Consider the following 22,705-nt stretch of genomic DNA (forward strand, 5'->3'; position numbering starts at 1 on the left):
CCAAATTTTTCATTTTATATTGGATAAGCTAGTTTAAATCAAGCCCACCTTAAAGGATAAGACACAATTCACTTCGCCTGTTTTTTCTAAGTAAAAACTTCTCGCCATAAGACTACAAGCATCATCAAAAAGGAGAGAGTATACCGAAATATACTCTCTCGTTTCAATCAAGTATTTCTTACAGATATACTTTATTTAGTCAGATACGTGTGTTTGTACGTATAATCTGGACCAAATGGATTCTTTTGTAAGTTTTTGATGTAATCTTTTTGCAAGTATGCATTAGCACGGTGATAAAGTGGTTGGATCGCTACATCATCTGTAAGCAAGATGTTTTCAGCCTTCACCATTTCATCCCAACGTTTTTGCGTTTCAGCTGCATACGTATCAGATGCATCTTTAAGAATCTTATCATAGTCTGGGTTCGAATAACTCATTCTGTTTTGTGAACCACCAGTTTTAAATAGATCTAAGAATGTCGATGGATCTTGATAGTCAGGGCCCCAGCCACTCATTGAGAAGTCATAATCTTGGTTTTGATCATTTTGTAAACGAACTTTAAATGGAACGTTTTTAAGTTTAACTGTTAAACCATCCAGATTTTTTTCAAGTTGGTTTTGGATAAACTCAGAAGATTTTTTCGCATTTTCAGTATCGTCACTTGTGAACTCAAGTGTTACTTTATCTGTTCCAAGTTCTTTCAGACCTTGTTTCCAAGCTTTTTTAGCTTCAGCTTTGTCATATTTCAAATGTGCGCCAGATTCTTTCACGTAATCCTTATCATCTTTCGGATCAAATGTGAATTCAGGTGGCACTAAGTTATTAGCAGGTTTCGATCCGTTTTGCAACACCGTATCTACATAAGATTTTTTATCAATGGAAAGTGCAATTGCTTTACGGATATTTTTGTTTGCAAGTGGTGTTTTTTCACCTTTACGTTCTTGGTTAAATTTGATGTAGAAAGTAGATGAATCATTTACTACTACATAGTCTTTGTTGCTCTTATTTTGCGCTGCGTATTCAGCACTTAATACCGTACGATCTGTTTTACCTGTGTTATAAAGGTTAACGCCCGTACCAGCATCTTGAACTACTTGAACGTTGATTTGTTTCAATTTCACATTTTTCTTATCCCAGTACTTATCATTTTTCATGTAAGTCCATTTTTTATTTGTTCCTGTCCAGTCTTTAAGTTGGAAAGGACCGTTGTATAGAATGTTATCACTGTTTTGAGCGTATTTTTCGCCCTTTTCAGTTACAAATTTTTCATTAAGTGGGAAGAATGTTGGGAATGCAAAAAGTGAATTGATGTACGCTGTCGGTTTCGAAAGTGTTACTTCAAGCGTTGTATCATCAACTGCTTTAACTCCTAATTCTTCAGGTTTTTTCTTACCTGCTACAATGTCGCTACCATTTTTGATAGCATCAAATAGATAAGAATATGTTGCGGCAGTGTCTGGGTTAACAGCTCGTCTCCAAGAGAACACATAGTCATTTGCTGTTACAGGGTCGCCGTTAGACCATTTCGCGTCACTGCGTAATTTGAAGGTATAGACTGTCTTGTCGTCACTAATTTTTGGCTCTTCAGCAGCACCAGAGATAGCTGGTTTGCCATCTTTGTCAAGTGCATACAGACCTTCATTTGTTTGGTTAAGTACGTTTAGCCCTACCTGATCATCTGCTTTTGAACTATCTGCTGATGGAATTAGTGCGCTCTCTGTTAAATTAAGTACTTGCTCTCCAGAAGCCTTACCAGAGTTAGAGCTCTTACTATCTGAACTTGAAGAATTTCCTCCTCCACAAGCTGCAAGACCTAAGCTCAGCGTTAGTGTAAATCCAAGTGCTAAAAATAATTTAGATTTCTTCACTAAAATACCTCCCTTTTTTATTTTTCTGAAAAATTGTTTCACTTATAATTATACTCTAATAATTAAAGATTTGTAAATTATTTTAAACCAATTAAACGAAACAGGATGAAAGTTTCAATTTGTTAAAAAATTATCAAAACGAAAAAATTAGACAATTTGATCAATTTAGAAGAACAGTCCACGTCTGACTTTCCGTTAATAATTTTACATTGATTAAGTTTTCAGAAAATAAGGTTAGTTTAATCGAACAACTTTATTCCCTTTCCAACATTTGAATTTACAATCTCTATTTTTAGAGCAAAGTGAAAATCTGATTAACCCCAAATGAAAATAGGATTATCTTTATTTATATACTTTTTTTAATCGGTTGTCCATATAAAAATTTCACTTTTTTTGTTAAAAAACAAGAAAACCCTTGGTACAGAACAAAATTAGCACTATTATTTTTTTGAATTTTTTTCAAGAACACTTTTTGTTTGAACTAATTTGGCTCGTTCCATACAAATAAAAAGTCCAGTAACTATTCGTTTTTTAATCTGTTTTATGCTAAAGTTAGAACGATTCCTATTTCGAGGTGAAGAGATTGCTAAAACGTACGTTTATTTATTTACTAATTCAAGAATTAATCATTTTTGCCATTCTTTTTTGGGGGACAGGACTTGCTCTCATCCATTACATCAACATCTCTTTTTATGTTAGTTTGATTGCTTTTCTAATCGGTTTACTCGTTTATGTTATGCGCAGTGGCTTTTTGGATCGGGTACACTATGGTTTCCGAAAAGTAGCACGGAAAATTCGTGGTGATGAAGAAAATGAATTCTCCGATATGATGCTTTCTGAGCTCGTTGGTTTACCTTATGCAGACATGATTTTAAGTAGTGTTCTTGTGTTTTTAAGCAGCATGCTATCGCTTATCCTATACTATCTTTAGTTTGACAACTGATTATTAAATTGATAAACTGAAAACATTATATACGATGCGTTAACAAGGAAGAAAAGTACATTCAGTTCCTTTTCCCAGAGAGTCTGTGGTTGGTGCAAACAGATAAATCGGCTGAATCGAATGGGCTTCCTGAGGACTGACTGTGAACACAAAAAGTAGCCGTCAGCGGCATAAAGCCGTTATCTTTTTTAAGCGCTTTTTGCATTTGGCAAGAAGTAACAGGGTGGCACCGCGGAAAATAAATTCGTCCCTAGCTAGAACCAAAAAATTCTAGCTAGAGGCGTTTTTTTTATTTCATGAGATGTTAGGTATCGTCAAGGAGGAAAAACAATGAAAAAAATCATCTTTTCAGGCATTCAACCAAGTGGAGACTTGACACTTGGAAATTACATCGGCGCGTTAAAACAATTTGGACAGTTTCAAGATGAATTTGATTGTTATTATTGTATCGTCGACGAACATGCCATTACCGTTCCACAAGATCGGTTACAGTTACGCAAGCATATTCGTAGTCTAGCAGCGCTTTATTTGGCAGTTGGACTGGACCCAAAAAAATCTACTCTTTTCGTTCAGTCCGAGGTTTCTGCCCATGCACAAGCAGCTTGGATTTTACAATGTAACGTTTATATAGGTGAATTGGAACGCATGACACAGTTTAAAGATAAATCAGCTGGAAAGGCTGGGGTAAGTGCTGGTTTACTAACTTATCCGCCGCTTATGGCCGCAGACATCTTGCTTTATCAAACTAATCTTGTACCTGTTGGCGAAGATCAAAAACAACATATCGAACTTACACGAGACCTTGCTATTCGTTTTAATAACAAGCACAATGAAGTTTTCACAGTTCCAGAAATGTATGTTCCTAAACAAGGAGCTCGAGTCATGTCACTCCAAGAGCCTTCCAAAAAAATGAGCAAATCGGATGAAAATACAAAAGGCTCCATTTACTTACTTGATCCACCAAGTACAATAACGAAAAAAATAAAAAGTGCTGTAACGGATTCATCTGGTATTATTGCTTATGATAAAGAAAATAAACCTGGGATTTCGAATTTACTAACCATTTATTCTGCTCTTACTGGTAAAACTTTCAAAGAGCTGGAAAATGAATACTCAGATAAGGGTTATGGTGACTTCAAAAACGATTTGGCTGAAGTCGTCGTAGCTGAATTAACGCCCATTCAGGAACGATATGAATATTATCTTGGTTCTGAAGAACTGGATCACATCTTGGATGAAGGCGCAGAAAAAGCTAGAATAAAAGCGGGCAAAACACTGCGTAAAATGGAAAATGCAATGGGACTTGGCCGCAAGCGTCGTTAACAAAAACATGAAAAAGAAGCCTGCAAGATATCAAAAATCTTGCAGGCTTCTTTTATAAGATCAGTCTGTTATTTTTTTAAACACAAGTGTTGCGTTATGACCGCCGAAGCCGAATGAGTTCGACATTGCAATTGTCACATCTTTTTCACGGGCTTCATTTGCTACATAATCTAGATCACACTCAGGGTCTGGATGCTTCAAATGGATCGTTGGCGGCACAATACCGTCACGGATAGCAAGAACCGAGAAGATCGCTTCAATTCCGCCAGATGCTCCTAGTGTATGGCCTGTCATCGATTTTGTAGAACTAATGAGCAAGTCATGCGCGTAATCTTTGAAAACGGTTTTTACTGCCGCTGTTTCATACTTGTCATTGTAACCTGTACTTGTCCCGTGTGCATTGATATAATCAACTTCTTCTGGTGCTACATCAGCATCTTGAAGCGCCATTTTCATGGCACGGGCGGCACCCTCACCATTTGGGGCTGGCGCTGTAATATGATAAGCATCACTCGTTGCCCCATAGCCGATAACTTCGGCATAAATTTTAGCTCCACGTGCTTTTGCATGTTCATATTCTTCAAGGATAACAATTCCCGCACCTTCACCGATAATAAATCCATCCCGGTCTTTATCGAACGGGCGACATGCTGTTTCTGGATCTGGGTTAAGCGACAAAGCTTTGTTTGCGCAAAATCCTGCGAGCGACATTTTTGTGATCGGCGCTTCAGTTCCACCGCTAATCATTACATCCGCATCACCACGTTCGATAACTTTGAATGCATCTCCAATGGAATTCGTTCCTGTCGCACAAGCCGTTACCGTTGCCGTATTGATGCCTTTTGTTCCAAAGCGAATTGAAACTTGTCCAGATGCCATATCTGGAATCATCATTGGAACGAAGAACGGGCTAACGCGGCGAAGACCGCGTGTGCTGTAAGTTTCATATTGGTTCTCAAAGGTTTCCATGCCACCAATTCCAGAACCAATCCAAACACCTACACGCTCAGCATTTGTCTCATCTACCGTAAAGTTTGCATCTTGAAGCGCCATCTCTGCACCTGCAATTGCATAATGCGTAAAGCGATCCATTTTACGCGCTTCTTTTTTGTCAATATATTTTTCGACATCAAAGTCTTTTAGTTCAGCTGCGATTTTGACTGGAAAATCATCTGGGTTTAAACGAGTAAGTGGAGCCACACCGTTTACACCTTTCTTGGCATTATCCCATGCTGTTTCCGCGTCATTCCCAATTGGCGTAACAGCTCCAACTCCAGTAACAACGACTCTTCTTTTCTCCATTTTCTCATCTCCTTGTTTTTGAGCTCATGAAAAAACAACTTCTGTTAATCAGGAGTCATTTTTTAAAATGGTTGCCTCAATCATAGAAAAAAACAAAATAAAAGAACAAAATAAAATTTCAATTTCTATTGAAGCGACCATAAAGCCGCTATTATTATATCACAAAAAAAGAAAGGATGCGCCTACTTCGACATAAATTCGTAATCCATCTGCGCACCCTTATTTTCAATTATTTACCCCAACGAAGCACAAGTGCACCCCAAGTTAAACCGCCGCCAAAACCAACTAGTAACAAATTGTCACCGTCTTTTACGCGTCCTTCTTGAACGGCATCAACAAGTGCAAGTGCAATCGAAGAAGCCGATGTATTGCCATATTTTTGAACTGTCTTGATCATTTTTTCTTCTGGCAAGTCAAGCCGTTCTCGTGAAGCTTCCATAATCCGAATGTTTGCTTGGTGCGGAATTAACAAGTCTAGATCTTCTTTTTGAAGCCCCGCTTTTTCAAGAACTTCAAGGGAAGCATCGCCCATTTTTCGAACAGCAAATCGGAACACCTCACGTCCGTTCATGTAAAGTTTGTCATTTTCTTCTTTCAAGTTAAGGTACTTACCACCAGAACCATCTGATCCAAGCACAAAGGAAAGCAGTCCCTTGTCTTCTGAAACAGGGCCCATTACAACAGCCCCTGCTCCGTCTCCAAACAAGACAGCTGTGCTTCTGTCATCCCAGTCTGTAATTTTTGAAAGCTTATCAGCCCCAACTACTACGACATGCTTGTAAGCGCCTGTTTGAATGAACTGTGCGCCTGTTACAATCCCGTAAGTAAAACCAGAACAAGCAGCTTCAAGATCCATCGCAGCTGCGTGTCTCGCACCTAAGCGATCTTGAATGATATTCCCAACAGACGGGAAGTTAGCTTCCTGTGTAACTGTTGCGACAATAATTAAATCAATATCTTCTGGAGTTAAGCCCGCATTTTCAATTGCATTCTTAGCTGCTTCATATGCCATATCATGTGTATATTCATCATCACGCGCAATGCGTCTTTCTTCAATTCCAGTTCTTGTTTTAATCCATTCATCTGATGTATCCATCATTTTTTCTAAATCAAAATTTGTTAAAATTCTTTCAGGTGTGTATTTCCCTACTCCTAGAATTCCTGCATTCATTACGATTCCTCCATATTTGAACGAATTTAAAAAGCTGTTTTTATGACCTGGTACTAATTTTAACAGAACGCTGTTTTTTTGGCAACCATTCTTTCTTCTAGCATCAAAAAACCCTTTAGTCACTCACTTTACATAAAAGTGTAACTCTAAAGGGCTAATAAGTTTATTTCTTTTTATTTGGATTGTTATCTGAGAATCCTGGTGCCTTCGACCAGCCGATGACTTGACCGTCTTTATCTTTGAAACGATACCAGTATTCGTTTTTCACATCTGCTCTGCGGTCAATCTCTAACTTTTGACCTTTATATGTCTTCATTTCGCCAGCCACACGTTTTTGGTCTTCTACTGGATAGCGATAAATTTTTTGATCGGAATCAATAATATATTTCTTCAATTCAAAATCAGTTTCATTTTTAGTTGTGTAGAAAACATTCATCGCGTTTTCTTCTAGCCAACCGATTCGTTTATCTTGTTCGTCGTAAATTTCAAACCAGTGGCTGCCATTTTGCATTTCTGCTTTTTTACCTACGCGCAGCTGTTTTCCTTTTAAAGATTCCGCAGGAACTGTTTTTTCGGCGTCTTCCATCCCGCTCGGCAAGTTCCAAACTGCATAATCTTTCGGCTCTTCGACTGCACCATACGCTAGCATACTTTCTTCTTTTTTCATGTGATCGTAAATATCGTCATAAGCAGTTAAACCAAACATTTCAACAGTTTGTATCAAAACTTCTGCATAATTCGGATCTGTTGCGTAACCAGCTTCTTCAATTGCTAGTGCTGCTTTTTTATAATCTGTCTCCCCTAAAACCGCTTGATATAAAGACGGGTTTCCGCTTGTCCCATTTACAAATAGTAGCGTGTGATCTTCAAGAGAAGCTTCTCGGTCTGGATAAGCCCGAAATGCTGCATCAATTTGTTTTACTTCGTCACCGCTATATTCTTTGGTTGACATTGTGACAGAAGATCCATTATAAGAACCTTTGATGCCAAATAAGTTGTTCGCTTCAGTGGACAAGCCGCTGTTTCCCCAGTTTGATTCAACAATTGCTTGGGCAAGCGAAACGCTGCTTAATACTTGATATTTCTTTTGTAATTCCTGCGCTTTTGGCGCGATATCTTGAATAAATTGTTGTTGGTTTAAAGTCATTTTCTGCAGAGATGCTTGAACGGCTATTTCATCCGTTGCCTCCGCTTGTGTTGCTGCAAGTGGTGCGCTTATTCCTACTGCTGTAATAAAAGCCGCAAGCGCTAATTTCCATTTTTTCATTCTACTTCGAGCACATCCTGTTCTTCGAGTGTTTATTTTCTTTATTGACTAACAAGTCTTGTTACATTGTACCAAATCTTTATGTTAGTTTAGTGTGTTTCTAATAACAGTTTGATGTCAAAACAAATACAAACCAAAGGTAAATAGCTTGTTTCTTCCTAGCCTCCAAGGATATTACCAACTATCTCACAAGTTGTCAAGCTCCCTTGCTTTGTGCTAGAATGAAACTGTTGAATGATGTGAAATGAGGTGTTTCGAATGCGCTATATCGTTACAGTAATTTGGGTCTTTTTCCTATCAATGATGGCTGAATTCGTTCTTTCATCAATGCTTTCTGTACCGTTTAGTTTAACAACTGGTTTAATTTTAACAGTTGGAATTTCTGTGTTCGTTTTGATTATTCCTGCCCTCATGCCTAAGGACAGTGAAATTTACGACATCAAATAAAAAAAGCACTCCGCAAAAACGGAGCGCTTTTTTTATTTGTCTAGATAATATTTATTCGTTGGTTTTAAATCTTCATCTAATTCATAAACAAGTGGAACGCCTGTTGGGATTTCAAGTTCCATGATAGCATCGTCACTGATACCTTCTAAGAACTTCACGAGTGCCCGCAAACTATTCCCATGCGCTGCAATGATAACGCGCTTACCTGACTTAATTTCCGGTGCGATCGTGTCCATCCAGTAAGGAATCACCCGTTCAAGTGTCACTTTTAGATTTTCACCCGAAGGAATCGCATGTGTATCTAGCAACTGATAACGACGATCATTTTTAGCTTGGCGTTCGTCATTTTCATCTAGTAATGGAGGAAGCGTATCATAGCTCCGGCGCCAAAGTTGCACTTGATCGGCACCATATTTCTCTGCCGTTTCTTTTTTATTCAAGCCTTGTAGCGCACCATAATGCCGTTCATTAAGCCGCCAAGACTTATGTACAGGCACCCAGAGTTGGCCTGATTCTTCAAGCGCATAATCCAGCGTTTTAATAGCACGCGTCAAAACGGAAGTGAAAGCAACGTCAAATTCAAGCCCAGCTTCTTTAATCCGTTTTCCCGCAGTTTTAGCTTCTTCTACACCTTGTTCCGACAAATCAACATCATGCCAGCCGGTGAACAAGTTCAGTTTATTCCATTCACTTTGTCCGTGGCGAATTAAAACCAGTTTCATTTTTCCTCATCCTTTCGAACTTAACCTTTTCTTCCATAAAATTCCCTCGTTTCCAAATTTCAAACATACAAAGAGCCCCTTGCAAGAAGCAAGAGACCCTGCTTTCACATCATTTATTTCGTATTAAAGGTAAACGCTCCATTTTCGAGACCAATCTCAACGGACGAATGAGGCATAACTTCGCCTGAAACAATCGCACGCGCAAGTGGTGTCTCAACATGGCGAACCAAGTAACGTTTCAAAGGACGTGCCCCGTAAACCGGATCATAGGCTTCCTCCGCAATAAAGCTCTTCGCTTCATCAGAAATCGCAATGTGAATTTCTTGTGCCTCAAGTCGTTCTTGAAGCTCATCCACAAGTTTTTCGACGATGCCCTTAATATTTTCAAGTGTGAGTGGCTTGAATAAGATGATATCGTCTACCCGGTTTAAAAATTCTGGTTTAAAGGAAGCTTGAAGCGTCGCCAAGACATCTTGTTCAAGTTCATCCGATATTTCGCCATTTTCAGCTCGTTCAAGAAGCATTGTCGAACCAATGTTACTTGTCATGATGATGACAGTATTCTTAAAGTCGACCATTCGACCTTGCGAGTCTGTAATGCGACCGTCATCCAAAACTTGTAAAAGAATGTTAAACACATCTGGATGGGCTTTTTCAATTTCATCGAGCAAAATGATGGAATACGGATTGCGTCGCACTGCTTCGGTTAGCTGGCCGCCTTCTTCATAGCCAACATAGCCTGGAGGCGCCCCGACAAGCCGGGAAACTGAATGTTTTTCCATATACTCGGACATATCGATTCGAATCATATGATCTTCTGAATCGAACATATTATAGGCAAGTGCTTTGGCTAGCTCCGTTTTCCCAACCCCAGTTGGTCCAAGGAAAATAAAGGAACCGATTGGGCGTTTTGGATCTTTGATTCCTGCACGTGCCCGAAGCACTGCATCACTTACAAGATCCACTGCTTGATCTTGGCCAATTACTTTTTCATGGAGCGCATCACTTAACTTGAGCAGTTTTTCGCGTTCACCTTCCACTAATTTCGTAACGGGAATCCCGGTCCAGCGTCCGATAATTTCGGCGATTTCGTTTTCTGTCACCGCTTCTTGCAACAACCGATCTTCATTTTGTGTTTTTTCACGGTTTTGTTTTTCAAGTTCAGCGAGTTCTTTTTCTGCTGCAGGAATCTTGCCATGTCGCAGTTCTGCTGCACGTGTTAAGTCATAGTTGTTCTCAGCTTCTTCTAACTCATGGCGCATGGCATCAATTTGTTCACGCACTTCACGAATTTTGCCGATTTCGCCTTTTTCGCTTTCCCACTTCGATTTCATTTTATTGGCTTCTTCTTTGTAGTCCGCTAGTTCGCGTTGCAACATTTCAAGTCGGCGCTCACTCGCTGGATCTTTTTCTTCTTTGAGTGCTGCTTCTTCAATTTCAAGCTGCATCACTTTACGAGTTACTTCATCCAGTTCGCTTGGCATAGAGTCGATTTCAACACGAATCGTTGCACAAGCTTCATCGATCAAGTCAATTGCTTTATCCGGTAAAAAGCGATCGGTAATGTAGCGATTTGAAAGTGTTGCTGCCGCCACAAGTGCATTGTCATGGATATTAACACCATGATGAATTTCAAAACGTTCTTTTAAGCCACGCAAAATCGAAACGGTATCTTCTACGGTTGGTTCTGGAACTAGCACTTTTTGGAAGCGGCGTTCTAAAGCTGCATCTTTTTCAATGTACTGGCGATACTCATCAAGTGTTGTCGCGCCAATACAATGAAGCTCGCCGCGAGCGAGCATTGGTTTCAACATATTGCCGGCATCCATAGCGCCCTCGGTTTTCCCAGCACCGACAATAGTATGGATCTCATCAATGAAGAGGAGAATTTGACCATCTGATTCTTTCACTTCTTGTAAGACTGCTTTTAGGCGTTCTTCAAATTCACCGCGATATTTCGCACCTGCAATTAGCGATCCTAGGTCAAGCGAGATAATCGTCTTATCTTTCAAGCCTTCTGGAACGTCTTTACGCACAATCCGTTGAGCAAGACCTTCTACGATAGCGGTTTTCCCAACGCCTGGTTCTCCGATTAATACTGGATTATTTTTCGTTTTACGTGATAAAATCCGGATCACATTCCGAATTTCAGTATCACGGCCAATGACTGGATCAAGCTTGCCGCTTCGCACTTCGGCGACAAGATCACGGCCATATTTAGATAATGCTTCATAATTTTCTTCTGCATTCTGGCTAGTCACTCTTTTTCCTCCTCTGATCATTTGAACAGCATCCAAAATTGTTTTCTTTGTCTTACCTTGTGACTCGATTTCCTTTGTTATTGGGTTTTCTTTTTGTTCCATGATTGCAAGAAGCAAATGCTCTGTGGATATAAATTCATCTTGCAATTCTTTTTCTTCTGTTTCAGCACGGACAATTAACTGGTACAATTCGTTACTCATTGACTCACCGTATCTAACGCTCGTCCCCATTACTGCAGGGATTTTGTCCAGTTCGCTATCTACGATTTGTTTTAATTTTTCAACATCGACTTCTGCCACTTCATAAACTCGCTTGGCAAAGTCGCTTTCTTGTAATAGGATTTTAAAAACATGTGAAACATCGATCGCTTGATGTTCTCTTTCTACAGCAAGTTTTTGTGCTTCTGCAATGGTCTCTTGTACTTGCTGGGTAAATTTTTGCATTTCCATTTTTTGGCCTCCTTTGGAAAGAAATAAGTTTGACCTTATTTGACCTTTAAAACAATTATAAAAGATTTTATTCGCTTTGTCTAATAGTATACCCACTTATTTGAAAAAAAATCACTAGAGGAAAAACCCCTAGTGATCCTATTTAATCACGTGAACCCGCGAAAAGTTGAAGCAGATATAAAAACAGATTGAGGAAATCAAGATACAAACTTAACGACAGCATAGGTACATCATCAAGCGTCACATCTCGTTTCATAATTTGGTTAAAATCAAACAAAATATACACAGAAAAGAGTAAGGTTCCAAATCCTGCGATGATTGTTGTCATGCCGCCGATCGGAACGAATAAACCAAATAAGGAAAATAGCACTAAAATGATTAGTGCGGCAAATAAAGCCGAACTAAGAAATTGTAAATCCTTTTTCATTTTTGCTCCAACAAACCCTAACACTGTGAAAGTGACAGAAGCTGTTACAAAGGCCATCAAAACGGCCATTCCAGCTCCAGCAGTGAAAAAATAAGTGAGTGTTGGACCAGTCATGAGCCCCGTAACGAAAGCAAAACCTAGTAAAAGTGGAAACCCCCATGTCCGGTTAGCTGTTTTGCTCCGGCGCACTATAATGGCTGCTATAAGGAAAACAAATTCTAAGATAACAAGTGGAATAAACCAACTTGGATCGAGTGAGTTGCCTACTGCTGCTCCTATCGTCGCCACTAACAGCGAGATGACAAACCAGTTTAACACTTTTTGCATAATCACCTGTTTGGATGCGGTTCTACTTGCTTCAACTTGATGTGCTTTTACATCATTCATTTCCATCTCTCCTGTTCATTGTTTCTTCTTTTAGTATAGCAAATTTCATTTAAATTTCTATACAACTGCAGTCCAGTTTTATGAAAAATAGCCTCTTCCATTGAAAAGGCTACCTCTTTTGTTTCTTGCTTTAACGATATAAGGTATAATCGCCAACGTCCGTAAATCCAATTTTGCGGTACATTTTCCCAGCTACTGGGTTATCGTAAAACAGACATGGCGTTTTCCCTTCTGCTAACAAATCGCAGCAAAGTCGTTTCATGATCGTGCTGGCAAATCCTCGTCCGCGATATTCCGCAAGTGTCGCTACTCCAACGATCATTGCCGAAAAGGAATTTTCAGCAGTGGACTCTGCAACAGACACTATCTTGCCATCTTGTTCAATGTAATAAATTCGTTTTGAGCCTTGTTCAAGTTGCGCTGCGATTAATTCTTCATTTTCATTTCGCTCGCCGAATTCCTTGATTTGTTTTCTCAGTTTGATGATTTCACCGACTTCTTCCTCTACGGCTGAGCGGATAATGACTTCTCCGTTCGCATCCATCATACTTGCATTCTCACATTTGCAGAAGTGCGATTTGTGACTCTTTTCACTTAACTCTGGAATAAGTTTTTCAAGCGGCTCCGTTGCTCGCGGCATACCACTTATCATTGTATTTTCATGTGCTTGAATAATTTCTGCAAATCCTGCTGCGTCAAAATCATCTGTCTTCGAGTAAGGTAGAAAATTTCGTTCAAACCGAAGTAGGCAAGCTCGAAGTTCTCCTTCCGCGTCATAATCCCCCCAGATGTCAATAAACTCATGATCATAACCAAAATTTTCGATATCTCCAAGAATAAAAATATTCAATAGAGCTTCCGGTTTAAGTAACGCTTTTAGCTTTTGGTCATCTGACGCCATCAGCTTTTTAATCAAGTACTTCACTCCCAATCCAAAATAACTAGCCTCAAAATTGGTTCTATTTTAGTTGAAATTACTTGATTAGTCAATAACAAAAAAACAGACGCGAAATGTTTCGTTTCACGCCCGTTCTTTTATTCCCATTTATAATGAATTTCGCCAATTTTAAGAAGTAAACTGAGGGCATTGAATTTCTCATTGCCAGTATGCAGTTTTTCTTCATCTTGATAATTAATCGGAGCTCGCATAATTTCTTCACGTGATTTTTTGAAGTAATCTTGTTCCAGATTTAACCTTTCAGTTGCTTGCTCTATGTAGCGCACAGCTTTCTTCTCATTTTTTATTTTCCCAGCCGTCATTGCTGTAAATGTATTTTGAGAGATTCCCGTTGCTTTCGCAAAGCTTCTTTTCGTATATCCATTTATCGACATGTAAATTGTCATATTTTCCATTATTTGTTTGAGTTCATTCAGCGTTTCCATTTGTATATCCTCCTCGCTGATTTATTGTACTCATTTATTATGCCCGACAAAAATGAGAATCTGATTAAAGCAACATAGTATTCTACTAAAAATTAAGAAATCGTTTTCATATCATTCCATTAAAAAAGAGCCAGTTGGCTCTTTTTTAATGATTTTCGTGGTAAGCATCCAAAACAACAGATTTCAATACATTCAAAAATTCTGGATCTGCATTTGGCATTTTTGGTCGATGATAGCTTGCTCCCACTTCATCTGTTACTACTTTACATTCATAGTCATTATCGTAAAGTACTTCCAAATGCTCCGCGACAAAACCAACTGGCGTATAGATAAAGTGTTTATAGTGATGTTTTTCATAAAGCTCGCGAGTTAAATCTTGAACATCTGGACCAAGCCAAGGTTCTCCTGTTTTCCCTTCACTTTGCCACCCAAGCGCGTAATGTGGCACTTTCACTTCTTTAAAAATCAATTCGGCTGTTTCTTTTAACTGGTCAGGATACGGATCGCCAAATTGTTTGATTTTCTCAGGAAGACTGTGCGCCGATACAATAAGGGCGGTATCCTCGAGCTCGTTTTCTGGAATTTCATTTGCTGTTTCGTTAATTCGGTCCGCCCACATTTTGATAAATAGTGGATTTTTATACCAGTCATTGATGGAAGTGATTTTCGGTCCGCCGATCGCTTCGCTTTCTTGTTGCGCTCGCTTGTTATAAGAAGCAACACTAAAGCTTGAATAATGCGGGGCAAGAACGATCGATATGGCTTCTTCAATTCCGTCTTGATACATTTCCTTGACCGCGTCTTCAATGAACGGCTCGATGTGTTTTAGACCTATGTAAGCTTTAAATTTCACATCGTCTTGAGCTTCATTTAATACGCGTTCAAGTCCATAAGCTTGTTCTTCTGTAATTTTTGCAAGTGGTGAAAGCCCTCCGATTGCATGATAACGATCCCGCAAGTCCGCTATCATTTCTTCAGTTGGCTTTTTACCATGTCTGATGTCGGTATAGTAACGTTCAATATCTTCATCTTTATATGGCGTCCCATATGCCATAACAAGTAATCCTACAGTTTTCATTGTTTCAATCTCCTTCTTTTAGTAATTTTTCACTGTTTTCATGAACAAAGTCAGTTAATTGCTTTAACATTTCCGGTTTTACTTCTGGAAAAACACCGTGACCAAGGTTAAAAATGAAGCCTGGATGCTTACTTCCTTCTTTTAAAATGGCTTGTGCTTTTTCAAGACACTTTTCGGGAGCAAGAAGCAAACTCGGATCAAGATTGCCTTGTAAGGCTTTCCCTGGAAGTAAAGTTCTGGCTTGACCAATTTGGATGCGCCAGTCGATTCCAACAACGTCCACTTTTAAGTCGGCAAATTCTTGTAGTAGGTGGCTTGATGCAACTGCTTGCATGATGATGGGGGTTTCTGGATGGCTTACTTTGATACCATTGATGATTTTTCGCATAATTGGCTTGATGTATTTGGCATAGTCTTCGCGGCTTAGTGCGCCCACCCATGAATCGAACAATTGGACGGCGCTAGCGCCTGCCTCAATTTGCGCATTCAAATAGTCAGCTGTCATTTTGCCAAGTTTTTCCATTAAGAGATACCAAGTGGCTGGGTCCCGGTACATCATCGCTTTTGTTTTATAGTAGTTTTTTGAGGGGCCGCCTTCTAGCATGTAACTTGCGAGGGTAAACGGTGCGCCCGCAAAACCAATTAAAGGAACGGTGAGTTGTTCTTCGGTCAGAAGTTTGATGGTATCTAGAATATAAGGAATATCTTGTTTTGGATGAAGTTCTGAGAGGTTTTCAACGTCTGCAATAGTTTTGATTGGGTTTTGAATGACTGGACCAATGTTGCTTTTAATTTCAACATCAACGCCAAGTCCAACAAGCGGCGTCATAATATCTTTGTATAAAATTGCAGCGTCTACACCATAGTTTTCCACGGGCAAACGCGTCACATAAGCACATAGTTCAGGATTATGTGTAATCTCAAAAAGTGAATATTTTTCTTTCAGTTTGCGGTATTCGGGCTGGGATCGTCCTGCCTGGCGCATATACCAGACGGGAATTCGCGAAACTGGCTCACTTCTTGCGGCTTTTAAAAATAAGTCGTTCGTTATTTTACTCATCGAGCGCCTCTCCTTCTTGAATGCTAATTTTTTCACACTCTTAAGGATACTAAAAATGTCTTTTAAAACCAAACAGAATGCTTCCTATTACGTTTAAAAGTTGGTATTATTGGGAAAATGAGGGGCTGTAAAGGTTAATAATTTCACAGAAAGCAGGTCAAAATCATGGAATATATTTACATTACTTCTGGAACGGAACATTATTTACGTCAAATCTTAGCGGAGCATCCTGGCGAAGGCATCATGCTTTTACAAAATTATGAGCATTCGATTTTACTTCATGAAACGTCTGGAGCGAGCGTCTTTAAAGAAGAAAATACATATCGTAAGTTACAATCTTCTGGCAAAATGAAAGGATACGGTTTTGTTACACTTGAATATATAATGATGCAACGTGATGAAGAGGTTCCAATTTTCTTGCAAAACTATGAACAAATGGTGCGCCAACTCCATGAAACTCCCGGTTTACAGTGTGTTCAACTCGGGCAATCGCTTACGCAAAACAAATTCTTAGTTTTAGCTTTCTGGGATTCAGAGATGTATTACCAAGCTTTTAAAGCTACTCCTTATCACGCACGGATTGTTGCCATGATGGAAAAGAATAATACACAAATTGGCTTTTCACACATTGATACGTATCATTTCCCCGAGTTCGATCATGATGCGAGATAAAAAGTCAATGAATAAATTGACTGATTAGCCAAAAATAAAAGAACAGAAATCGTCAAACAAAGCCATTCATGAAATGGAACTCTTGACGTTTCTGTTCTTTTTTATTGATAAATCTTTTTGACTCGAAATGGAATATACAAAAATGAAAATGCGATAACAAAGATAAGGTTAATTCCAAGAATCACTAGTCCACCAATCGAACCGTTTTGTGCAATTCCAACAATGCCAAACAGCAATGCCTGAAAAACAAGTAGGATTCGGATAAAATGGATGAAACTTCGATTTCTGATGGCATCTTGAATCGGATAAAGTCTTAGCATCATTTGTCCATCAAAATGTCGTAGCATTGGGATGAACTGAAAACCCGTCAAATAAATAAACAGTAATGAGAAAATAATGTTTAAATAAAAGCCTTGAACAAAAATCAACAAAATGAGCGCGATCACTGTTAGTCGGGCATATAAACCAATGTACTCATTTGTTCGCACGAAGGTACGGCTAAACAAGTAAGCAAAGGTTTTTCTTTTTGCATAAGGAATCGGTTTGTAAAGAAAGTCGAGATAGCTTCTTCTTCGCACAGTTCCTTTTAAATGCGGAACATCTGTAAACAAGTTCACTAGGCGGTAAAATCGATTCATTCTTGCTTCTTCTTTATCAACAAGATATTCAAACCGCAGCACTTTTCCTTTAGCTTGCCCGCGGATTAAATAATATGAAACAAGTAGCGCAATGAGGACAACTGGAATTGTCCACCAAAATGAAAAGGCAAGCAACAAGTAAACCATTAATGCGGTAACAAAAACTCGGAAAAATAGCCAAGTGCTGTCATTATTGTCTAATTTCGCGGTTTCAAACCCAACATAGACATTCCATGCTTTAAGGACAACTAGCAGTATAACAAGCCCGATAAATCGGCTATAGTGATACCCCGTAACAGCCGTGTACATTGGCATTGCAACAAGTAAGATAATCGCAAATAAATAACTTTGCAAAGCGATGGTTACTCGCTTTGCCCGCTCAAAATAGCGAAGCATCTCGGTTTCTTTAACGGTTAGATAAACTGTATCTGGACGCTTCAAAAGCGTTACCATAGAAGCAAAGCAAAGTGAAGCTGTTAATAAAACTACCATTAGCGGAATGGCTGGGAAGCTCGGATTGATATGTTTTACCCAATCGGCATAATAAAATATACCGGCGCCTATACCGATGATCAGTACAAAGAGCAAATGATCATTGAACATATAACGGAGATATTTATTTAATTCGTCGGTATAAGAACTGAATCGCTTTTTGAAAAGTTCAACACTATCAAATTTCTTCATCTTCAGCTTCTTCTTTCGTCAACTGGATATAAATCTCATCAAGAGATGCTCCGTCCATCCCGAATTGAGCTTGAAGTTCTTCGAGTGTTCCACGCGCTCTGATTTCTCCTTGATGCAAAATAATAAACGCATCGCAATACTTTTCTGCTGTCGCGAGAATATGAGTCGACATCAAAATGCTTGAGCCTTTATCACGCATTTCTCGAATCCAGCCGAGAAGTGATTGAATCCCTAGTGGATCAAGTCCAACAAAAGGTTCATCAATAATATAAAGTTTGGGCTCCACTAAAAAGGCAGACATGATCATCACTTTTTGTTTCATTCCTTTTGAAAAATGAGCTGGGAACCAGTTTAGTTTTTTCTCAAGACGAAATTCTTTTAGAAGTGGCATCATTCTTGACTCAAACTCTTCTTTAGAAAGACCATAAGCCATCGCAGTCAGTTCGAGATGCTCATAAAGTGTTAATTCTTCATAAAGAATGGGCGTTTCCGGAATATAGGAAAATTGCGACCGGTACGCTTCAACATCATCGGTTAGTTCATGCCCGTTAATTCGGATGTGTCCTTCCTTGGGCTGCATAAGTCCCGTAATATGTTTAATCGTTGTACTTTTTCCTGCACCATTCAAGCCAATAAGGCCAATAATTTGTTTTTCATCAATTTCAAAAGAAATATCTTTTAAGACTGGTCGCTTGGTGTAGCCGCCTGTCAGATGTTCTACTTCTAGTAAAGGCATTCTATTACAGCCTCCTTTTTTATTTGTGATTGGACTAGTTTAATAATAGCATATTTAAGCATAAACTTCTCATAATTATTTATCTCTATTACATGCTTTTCCTTTTTTTTTATGGTAAATTAAGAATAGAGGATTCTGAATGAAAAGAAAGGTGGCGTTCCTTGTGGATGATTGTATTTTCTGTAAGATTGTTCGAGGAGAAATTCCTTCTGAGAAAGTTTATGAAGATGACCAAGTGTTGGCTTTTCTTGATTTAAGTCAAGTGACTAAAGGACACACACTTGTTATTCCAAAAAAACATGTGCGTAATATTTTTGACTTGCCGCCTGAAACTGCTGCGGAACTTTTCCGTCGTATTCCCAAAATTGCTAATGCTTTAAAAGCAGCTTTTCCACTTGAGGGGATGAATATTTTGAATAATAATGAAGAAATCGCTTCTCAAACGGTTTTTCATTGTCATGTTCATCTTATTCCACGCTATTCGAAAAAAGACGATTTTGGATTGATTTGGAAAGATAACTCAAGCACTTATAATGATGAGGAATTTAAAGAGCGTGCAGAGGCAATACGTGAACAGCTTAGCTAATTTTTAAGCTGTCGTTCGTTTTCCTTACTTAAATAAAAGTTGGTTATTAATTGAAGGAGCTGGTCATGATGAATAAAAAATCGCTATTTTTAGGCGCAGTTATCGGTGCCGCTGCAGGAGCTGTGACTTCCATCTTGTTTGCACCAAAATCTGGTCGAGAACTTCGATCTGACATTGTTGAAAAATCAGGTGAGGCTTCTGTTGTCTTAAAAGAATTGGCGTATAACGCTAACGAATTATTGCAGTCCATTCAAGTTCTCGGAACTGAAGGGTCTACTTTAATCAAAGATGTTTCAAGCGATATTATGGATTCTGTTTCCAAGTGGAATGAAGAAATGGAACCTGAGAAAAAACGTTTGAAAGATGAAATCAAAGATATGCAGCGGACCATTGCTGATCTTGAAAAGACGTTAAAAAAAGATAATAAGTAGAACCATGGCCTAGTTTCTTAGCTCCATAGAAACTAGGTTTTTTTATGTTTTTAATCTCTATCTGTAAACTATTTTTATTTAATAGAAAAAAATTCCCAAAAAGGGTTGAAATCACTAGCTATAGGGACTACAATACTTATACAATCTTGAACATTATTGGAGGAACGAAGTAATGCGTTGTTTGAAATCTGTGAACACAGTGCGCCGTGATACCTATCATCGCATGATTCTAAAAGGGGGATTAAGTTGGTTTTTCATGCTTTGCCTTTTATTTCTTGTTCACAATTTTTTTGTTCCAGGCGATTTTTCTCCGGAATATAACGAAATCTCATTTATAGCACTACTTTTTATTTATCCACTTCATAAAGTGCTTTATATCTTAGCTTCATTTAAATACCGATCGAGCATTCGCATTCAATTCGTTCGCCGATTTTATGTACTGCCCTGTATTCAAATCAAAGTGCTAAATATCATGCCAAAAAAAGATTATCTATTTTCCTTGCTTTTTCCTTTTTTTGCTATTTTATTGCTACTGATTTTTTGGATGACGATGGTTCCTATTTGGAATTCACCTGTCTTCCTAATTTTACTGGCTGTTCATTTTGGAATGAGCTATCCAGCTTTTATCCTTGCAAACAATTTGCGAAACTTGCCAAAAAGCTGTTATATCGAGGAAGCGAAACGCGGTTATTCGGTTTTAATTTCAGATTAACTAAATGGGAATAAAATTAAAAAACTATTAGATTTTTGTTTTCTGGCCATTTTTTTAATAATTTGTGGTATGATATTACTTGGATACAGAGAATTTATTCGATCAACTTAAGGAGTGTGTATTTTTTAAATGAATATTAAAAAGAAAGCAGCGCTTGGAATCGTTTCTGCGCTTGCGGTTGTTGGACTTACAGCATGTGGTAGTGGCGGAGCTGTTGTTAAAACAGACGACGGTAATGTTACAAAAGACGAATTATATGATGCAATGAAAGATAAGTACGGCAGCCAAACTGTTCAACAACTTACTTTTGAAAAGGTCCTTGACAAAAAATACAAGGTTACCGATAAAGAAGTGAACGCGAAGGTTAAGACGTATAAAGATCAATATGGCGATCAATTCGCTAGCGTTCTTGCTCAAAGTGGTTTAACTGAAGATAGCTTTAAAGAAAACATCAAGTACAACATGCTTGTTGAAAAAGCTACTGAAGATAATGTCAAAGTAACTGACAAAAAACTAAAAGCTTATTACAAAACTTGGCAACCAGATATCACAGTTCGCCACATCTTAGTTGAAAAAGAAGATACAGCTAAAGAAGTTGAAAAGAAACTTAAAGATGGTGCGAAATTTGAAGATCTAGCTAAGGAATATTCAACTGATACAAGCACAAAAGCTGATGGTGGTTTACTTCCTGCTTTTGGCCCTGGAAAAATGGATGAAGCTTTCGAAAAAGCGGCTTATGCACTTAAGAAAAAAGGCGACATCAGTGCTCCAGTTAAATCTCAATACGGTTACCACATCATTGAAATGGTAAAACCTGCTAAGAAAACAACATTTGAACAAGATAAAAAAGCTGTGAAAAAAGCTTATATCGCTTCACAAGTTACACAAGAAAACATGCAAAAAGCATTGAAGAAAGTTTACAAAGATGCTGGCATTAAAGTTGAAGATAAAGACTTGAAAGATGCTTTCAGTCAATATTCTTCAAGTAACAGTTCTAAAAGTAAATAAGCATAACTGAAAAAAGCATCAGCTCAAGCGAGCTGGTGCTTTTTTATTTTCTCCCATAAATCCAATCATAAAGGACTCAAAATTTCGTTTGACAAGTCTTCTATCATACTTTTCAGCTGTCAAAATCGCTTCTTTTGAAAGCATCGAAACTTGTTCCTCGCTAAGCTGAGCAAATTGATTAAGCACACTAATGAGCGCACCCACATCTCCTGGTGGATAGAAAAACCCATTTTTCCCGTTTTCTAAATAACTCTCTAACCCCGCAATTTGACTTCCAATCACTGGCGTTCCACATGCCATCGCCTCCAAGCCAACCAGTCCCAAACTCTCGCCTTTTCGCCTAGTTGGAAAAAGAAAGCAATCAAACTTACGGTAATAGTTTGGCAGGTCATGTTGCGGAATAAGCGGTCGAAATTCGACATCCGACTGTATATGCAGTTCCTCTGCTAAAGACTGCTTTTTCTCGTCTTCTTTCCCGCTTCCAATCATGATTAACTTCCAGCGTGCTGTTCCTGCTTTTTTAAGCGCTGTAAATGCTCGCAAAACATCCTCCCAACCTTTTCCAACGTCGATTCGCCCCACATAGCCAAGAAGGATCTCCTGTCTTGTTTCTCGCTTATCGTTCCCTAGTTTTTTTGGTTTAAAAATCGCTAAATTAATTCCCCCTGATGGCGAAATGAAAATTTTTTCTTGCGAAATCGTGTACTTTTGCATAACAACTGTTTCGAAATAGGCTGAAGGAACAACTACCTTTTCGGCCTGCTGTACAAGCTTTTTCACTTGGTTCTGTAAATTTTGTTGAAGCTTAGTTTCTGGAAATACATCACTTCCATGCAAGTTCACGATAATGCGTAACTCTGGTTTCCACTTCTTGATAAGGCAAATAAGCCAAGCCACATGCGAGGCGTAGTGAATATAGAGTACGGCTTGCTTTTGAAAAAGCAACTTGCAAATGATCCGAAGATAAAAACTCAAATACGCCAAGCTTTTAAAAAACTTGCTCATTCGTTTTTTCATTACAAGTTTATCCACATGAAACCCCAATACTTCAAGCATTTCTAAATGGTTTTTCACAAAAACCCCATAAGAGGGATAGCGCTTTGATGGGTACATATTGGCAATCATGAATATTTTCAAAAATTCCTCCTC

General features: G+C 38.6%; 22 protein-coding genes and 1 other annotated feature. Of the genes, 8 read left to right on the forward strand and 14 right to left on the reverse strand.

What is annotated here, in order from left to right; genetic code table 11:
- Positions 1-191: 191 nt before the first annotated feature.
- Entirely contained in the window at positions 192-1,868 is a 1,677-nt protein-coding gene (locus UR08_RS07595) for a peptide ABC transporter substrate-binding protein (RefSeq protein WP_115753065.1), read from the reverse strand.
- A gap of 583 nt (positions 1,869-2,451) precedes the next feature.
- Between UR08_RS07595 and UR08_RS07600 the strand changes: the two genes are divergently transcribed.
- Both UR08_RS07600 and trpS read left to right on the forward strand, forming a co-directional pair.
- Positions 2,452-2,799: a DUF3899 domain-containing protein gene (locus tag UR08_RS07600; protein WP_115753066.1), complete on the forward strand. Its 348-nt coding sequence runs from the start codon at positions 2,452-2,454 to the stop codon at positions 2,797-2,799.
- 42 nt (positions 2,800-2,841) lie between these two features.
- Positions 2,842-3,066, forward strand: a binding site (T-box leader).
- A gap of 75 nt (positions 3,067-3,141) precedes the next feature.
- On the forward strand, positions 3,142-4,134 hold the full coding sequence (gene trpS, locus UR08_RS07605) for a tryptophan--tRNA ligase (protein WP_115753067.1): 993 nt from the start codon (positions 3,142-3,144) through the stop codon (positions 4,132-4,134).
- A 60-nt stretch (positions 4,135-4,194) separates the two neighbouring features.
- Here trpS and fabF read toward each other — a convergent pair whose 3' ends face one another.
- From fabF to UR08_RS07620, 3 genes are all read right to left on the reverse strand, one after another.
- Positions 4,195-5,436, reverse strand: coding sequence for a beta-ketoacyl-ACP synthase II (gene fabF, locus UR08_RS07610; RefSeq protein WP_115753068.1), 1,242 nt, complete (start codon positions 5,434-5,436; stop codon positions 4,195-4,197).
- A 229-nt stretch (positions 5,437-5,665) separates the two neighbouring features.
- Positions 5,666-6,607, reverse strand: coding sequence for a beta-ketoacyl-ACP synthase III (locus UR08_RS07615; protein ID WP_115753069.1), 942 nt, complete (start codon positions 6,605-6,607; stop codon positions 5,666-5,668).
- 163 nt (positions 6,608-6,770) lie between these two features.
- Positions 6,771-7,874: a glucosaminidase domain-containing protein gene (locus tag UR08_RS07620; protein WP_115753070.1), complete on the reverse strand. Its 1,104-nt coding sequence runs from the start codon at positions 7,872-7,874 to the stop codon at positions 6,771-6,773.
- 258 nt (positions 7,875-8,132) lie between these two features.
- Here UR08_RS07620 and UR08_RS07625 point away from each other — a divergent pair, with 258 nt between their 5' ends.
- Positions 8,133-8,321, forward strand: coding sequence for a YjzD family protein (locus UR08_RS07625; protein ID WP_115753071.1), 189 nt, complete (start codon positions 8,133-8,135; stop codon positions 8,319-8,321).
- Between the two features lie 32 nt (positions 8,322-8,353).
- Here the strand turns inward: UR08_RS07625 and gpmA are convergent, their stop codons facing one another.
- From gpmA to hemE, 7 genes are all read right to left on the reverse strand, one after another.
- Positions 8,354-9,043: a 2,3-diphosphoglycerate-dependent phosphoglycerate mutase gene (gene gpmA / locus UR08_RS07630; protein WP_115753072.1), complete on the reverse strand. Its 690-nt coding sequence runs from the start codon at positions 9,041-9,043 to the stop codon at positions 8,354-8,356.
- 113 nt (positions 9,044-9,156) lie between these two features.
- Positions 9,157-11,754 carry an ATP-dependent chaperone ClpB gene (clpB, locus tag UR08_RS07635; RefSeq protein ID WP_115753073.1) on the reverse strand — a complete coding sequence of 866 codons (2,598 nt, stop codon included), beginning with the start codon at positions 11,752-11,754 and terminating at the stop codon, positions 9,157-9,159.
- A 142-nt stretch (positions 11,755-11,896) separates the two neighbouring features.
- Positions 11,897-12,574, reverse strand: coding sequence for a Bax inhibitor-1/YccA family protein (locus UR08_RS07640; protein WP_420812322.1), 678 nt, complete (start codon positions 12,572-12,574; stop codon positions 11,897-11,899).
- A gap of 124 nt (positions 12,575-12,698) precedes the next feature.
- Entirely contained in the window at positions 12,699-13,484 is a 786-nt protein-coding gene (locus UR08_RS07645; RefSeq protein ID WP_115753075.1) for a GNAT family N-acetyltransferase, read from the reverse strand.
- 119 nt (positions 13,485-13,603) lie between these two features.
- Positions 13,604-13,951, reverse strand: coding sequence for a hypothetical protein (locus UR08_RS07650; RefSeq protein WP_115753076.1), 348 nt, complete (start codon positions 13,949-13,951; stop codon positions 13,604-13,606).
- A gap of 145 nt (positions 13,952-14,096) precedes the next feature.
- Positions 14,097-15,029, reverse strand: coding sequence for a ferrochelatase (gene hemH, locus UR08_RS07655; RefSeq protein WP_115753077.1), 933 nt, complete (start codon positions 15,027-15,029; stop codon positions 14,097-14,099).
- 4 nt (positions 15,030-15,033) lie between these two features.
- Entirely contained in the window at positions 15,034-16,089 is a 1,056-nt protein-coding gene (hemE, locus tag UR08_RS07660) for a uroporphyrinogen decarboxylase (protein WP_115753078.1), read from the reverse strand.
- Between the two features lie 165 nt (positions 16,090-16,254).
- On the opposite strand from hemE, the gene UR08_RS07665 reads away from it, so the two are divergent.
- Positions 16,255-16,761, forward strand: coding sequence for an antibiotic biosynthesis monooxygenase family protein (locus tag UR08_RS07665; protein WP_115753079.1), 507 nt, complete (start codon positions 16,255-16,257; stop codon positions 16,759-16,761).
- A gap of 101 nt (positions 16,762-16,862) precedes the next feature.
- Here UR08_RS07665 and UR08_RS07670 read toward each other — a convergent pair whose 3' ends face one another.
- Both UR08_RS07670 and UR08_RS07675 read right to left on the reverse strand, forming a co-directional pair.
- Entirely contained in the window at positions 16,863-18,083 is a 1,221-nt protein-coding gene (locus UR08_RS07670) for an ABC transporter permease (RefSeq protein ID WP_115753080.1), read from the reverse strand.
- Positions 18,070-18,819, reverse strand: a complete 750-nt coding sequence (locus UR08_RS07675; protein ID WP_115753081.1) for an ABC transporter ATP-binding protein — start codon at positions 18,817-18,819, stop codon at positions 18,070-18,072. The genes UR08_RS07670 and UR08_RS07675 overlap by 14 nt, the downstream gene beginning before the upstream one ends.
- Before the next feature lie 163 nt (positions 18,820-18,982).
- Between UR08_RS07675 and UR08_RS07680 the strand changes: the two genes are divergently transcribed.
- The 4 genes from UR08_RS07680 to UR08_RS07695 all read left to right on the forward strand — a co-directional run bounded on the left by UR08_RS07680 (position 18,983) and on the right by UR08_RS07695 (position 21,556).
- Positions 18,983-19,405 carry an HIT family protein gene (locus tag UR08_RS07680; RefSeq protein WP_115753749.1) on the forward strand — a complete coding sequence of 141 codons (423 nt, stop codon included), beginning with the start codon at positions 18,983-18,985 and terminating at the stop codon, positions 19,403-19,405.
- Positions 19,406-19,473: 68 nt separating this feature from the next.
- Positions 19,474-19,836 carry a YtxH domain-containing protein gene (locus UR08_RS07685; protein ID WP_115753082.1) on the forward strand — a complete coding sequence of 121 codons (363 nt, stop codon included), beginning with the start codon at positions 19,474-19,476 and terminating at the stop codon, positions 19,834-19,836.
- 172 nt (positions 19,837-20,008) lie between these two features.
- The gene (locus UR08_RS07690) at positions 20,009-20,548 is read left to right on the forward strand and encodes a DUF3267 domain-containing protein (protein WP_115753083.1); all 540 of its coding nucleotides are present in this window, start codon (positions 20,009-20,011) and stop codon (positions 20,546-20,548) included.
- Positions 20,549-20,683: 135 nt separating this feature from the next.
- Positions 20,684-21,556, forward strand: coding sequence for a peptidylprolyl isomerase (locus tag UR08_RS07695; protein ID WP_115753750.1), 873 nt, complete (start codon positions 20,684-20,686; stop codon positions 21,554-21,556).
- Between the two features lie 18 nt (positions 21,557-21,574).
- Here UR08_RS07695 and UR08_RS07700 read toward each other — a convergent pair whose 3' ends face one another.
- Positions 21,575-22,693 carry a glycosyltransferase family 4 protein gene (locus UR08_RS07700; RefSeq protein ID WP_115753751.1) on the reverse strand — a complete coding sequence of 373 codons (1,119 nt, stop codon included), beginning with the start codon at positions 22,691-22,693 and terminating at the stop codon, positions 21,575-21,577.
- Between the last annotated feature and the right edge of the window lie 12 nt (positions 22,694-22,705).

The organism is Listeria kieliensis (assembly GCF_003369925.1).
GTDB lineage: Bacteria > Bacillota > Bacilli > Lactobacillales > Listeriaceae > Listeria > Listeria kieliensis_A.

Excerpts from the sequence above, each read along its gene's own strand:
- UR08_RS07665 (WP_115753079.1), top strand. The coding sequence starts at position 16,255 with ATGGAATATATTTACATTACTTCTGGAACGGAACATTATTTACGTCAA.
- UR08_RS07640 (WP_420812322.1), bottom strand. The coding sequence starts at position 12,574 with ATGGAAATGAATGATGTAAAAGCACATCAAGTTGAAGCAAGTAGAACC.
- UR08_RS07675 (WP_115753081.1), bottom strand. The coding sequence starts at position 18,819 with ATGCCTTTACTAGAAGTAGAACATCTGACAGGCGGCTACACCAAGCGA.
- gpmA (WP_115753072.1), bottom strand. The coding sequence starts at position 9,043 with ATGAAACTGGTTTTAATTCGCCACGGACAAAGTGAATGGAATAAACTG.
- UR08_RS07625 (WP_115753071.1), top strand. The coding sequence starts at position 8,133 with ATGCGCTATATCGTTACAGTAATTTGGGTCTTTTTCCTATCAATGATG.
- UR08_RS07670 (WP_115753080.1), bottom strand. The coding sequence starts at position 18,083 with ATGAAGAAATTTGATAGTGTTGAACTTTTCAAAAAGCGATTCAGTTCT.
- trpS (WP_115753067.1), top strand. The coding sequence starts at position 3,142 with ATGAAAAAAATCATCTTTTCAGGCATTCAACCAAGTGGAGACTTGACA.
- UR08_RS07615 (WP_115753069.1), bottom strand. The coding sequence starts at position 6,607 with ATGAATGCAGGAATTCTAGGAGTAGGGAAATACACACCTGAAAGAATT.
- UR08_RS07650 (WP_115753076.1), bottom strand. The coding sequence starts at position 13,951 with ATGGAAACGCTGAATGAACTCAAACAAATAATGGAAAATATGACAATT.
- hemH (WP_115753077.1), bottom strand. The coding sequence starts at position 15,029 with ATGAAAACTGTAGGATTACTTGTTATGGCATATGGGACGCCATATAAA.
- fabF (WP_115753068.1), bottom strand. The coding sequence starts at position 5,436 with ATGGAGAAAAGAAGAGTCGTTGTTACTGGAGTTGGAGCTGTTACGCCA.
- UR08_RS07685 (WP_115753082.1), top strand. The coding sequence starts at position 19,474 with ATGAATAAAAAATCGCTATTTTTAGGCGCAGTTATCGGTGCCGCTGCA.
- UR08_RS07620 (WP_115753070.1), bottom strand. The coding sequence starts at position 7,874 with ATGAAAAAATGGAAATTAGCGCTTGCGGCTTTTATTACAGCAGTAGGA.
- UR08_RS07690 (WP_115753083.1), top strand. The coding sequence starts at position 20,009 with ATGCGTTGTTTGAAATCTGTGAACACAGTGCGCCGTGATACCTATCAT.
- clpB (WP_115753073.1), bottom strand. The coding sequence starts at position 11,754 with ATGGAAATGCAAAAATTTACCCAGCAAGTACAAGAGACCATTGCAGAA.
- hemE (WP_115753078.1), bottom strand. The coding sequence starts at position 16,089 with ATGAGTAAAATAACGAACGACTTATTTTTAAAAGCCGCAAGAAGTGAG.